The organism is Pedobacter frigidisoli (genome assembly GCF_032678525.1).
GTDB classification, from domain to species: domain Bacteria; phylum Bacteroidota; class Bacteroidia; order Sphingobacteriales; family Sphingobacteriaceae; genus Pedobacter; species Pedobacter frigidisoli_A.
In genome coordinates this window covers 1-1551 of record NZ_JAVTSE010000019.1, presented here as the reverse complement: position 1 = coordinate 1551, position 1551 = coordinate 1, and the positions used below count along the sequence as shown (strand labels likewise).

Annotated in this window: 2 protein-coding genes; both read left to right on the top strand. The window is 40.1% G+C overall.

Going from position 1 to position 1551, the window contains the following annotated elements; genetic code table 11:
* Positions 1–41: 41 nt before the first annotated feature.
* Positions 42–443: a helix-turn-helix domain-containing protein gene (locus tag R2Q80_RS21870; protein WP_316801648.1), complete on the top strand. Its 402-nt coding sequence runs from the start codon at positions 42–44 to the stop codon at positions 441–443.
* A gap of 2 nt (positions 444–445) precedes the next feature.
* Positions 446–1363 (top strand): IS3 family transposase, encoded by a 918-nt coding sequence (locus R2Q80_RS21865; RefSeq protein ID WP_316801647.1) that lies wholly within the window; start codon positions 446–448, stop codon positions 1361–1363.
* The last annotated feature ends 188 nt before the right edge of the window (positions 1364–1551 follow it).

The window sequence follows — 1551 nt, the reverse complement described above, 5'->3', positions numbered from 1 at the left end:
TGTCTTGTCCTGCTATAGCTTGTCATTGAAGCAAAGCAAAAATGAAAGCAAAAGCAATTAAAAAGACAAAAGTTACCGTTCAAAATCGTCAGCCTTGGGGAAGGCTGGATGAAAAAACGAAAGAAAAAATCGCAGAAGAGGTCCAGTCAGGCTTACTAAGTCAACGCGGGGCAAGCCAAAAATATGGTATACCTAAAAGCACTATTGGCTTATGGCGTGTCAAGCATAATTTAGTTACCTTGTTTGACAGGCAAGGCCCTAATAAGCTTTTACAGATGAATGAATCCCAGGAATCAAAACTGCTTCTAAAGAAGATCGAGGAACTAACCAAGGCATTGGAAGACGCGCAATTGAAGAATATTGCGCTGGAAACGATGATTGAAGTAGCTGAAAGTGAGTTGCACATCAAGATTCGAAAAAAGCGTGGTACCAAACAATCTTAAGAATGAGGCAAAAACTACCAGGCAATAGTCTAGTAGAATTTTGTGCATTGTTTGGTGTGAGTCGTCAGGCATATTATTTAGCCCACCATAAAGCTTCCCAGACCAGTATCGCGCATATGGTCGTATTGACTTTAGTTGGCGAATTTAGAGCTACAATTCCGATGTTAGGAACGAGGAAACTGTTGTTTTTGCTTATACCGGAAATGAAAAAGCACGATATAAAGATGGGAAGGGATCTCCTTTATGATCTTCTGCGTTTTCATGGTTTATTAATACGTAGAAGAAAACAGACGGTAAAAACGACTGACTCCCATCATTGGCTAAGAAAGTACCCTAATCTAACTACTCACCTGATCCTATCAGCCCCAGAGCAACTGTGGGTAAGTGATATCACCTATATAAGAACATCGGAAGGCTTCAGTTATCTGAGTTTAATTACCGATGCTTACTCCAGAAAAATCGTCGGCTACGCCCTTCATCCGAGTCTGGAGGCCATAGGATGTATAGCAGCTTTGGAGATGGCCATCGAAAGTAGAAAGAGAAAATCACCATTTATTCTTATCCATCATTCAGATCGGGGAATACAATATTGTTCCCAGAATTATACTGCAATGTTAAACGACGACCGGATTGCGATCAGTATGACCCAAAGCGGAAGTCCATATGAAAATGCACTGGCTGAGCGTGTAAATGGGATTATCAAAAATGAGTTTTTTCCAAAAAAGGTTTACCAGAATCACAAAGAGGCAAAGAAAGGTATCGCTATAACGGTCCGGCATTATAACGAAAAACGACCTCATGCAAGTCTGGATTATTTCACGCCAGATCAGGCTCATGAGATGTCAGGCGAAATTAGCAAACGTTGGAAGCATTATCCTTATCGCAAAAAAGGAAAGGAGGAAGAGCACGTAAACATTTGAAATAAAGCCTTTCTGATAACCCAGATAACTATAACCAGGTATCCCAATAATGCAAATGGGACACAGGTAAAGTAAAAACCGGACTAACAAAAACGGCTTGTAAAGAAAAAATAGGATTACTAGAAAGAAGATGTAAATTTATTCCAGTACTACCACTCAAAAACGACAAGTAATTTCAGGACGGGACA

Bases quoted from the DNA above. Each gene is read 5' to 3' on its own strand.
- R2Q80_RS21870 (WP_316801648.1), top strand. From the start codon at position 42: ATGAAAGCAAAAGCAATTAAAAAGACAAAAGTTACCGTTCAAAATCGT.
- R2Q80_RS21865 (WP_316801647.1), top strand. From the start codon at position 446: ATGAGGCAAAAACTACCAGGCAATAGTCTAGTAGAATTTTGTGCATTG.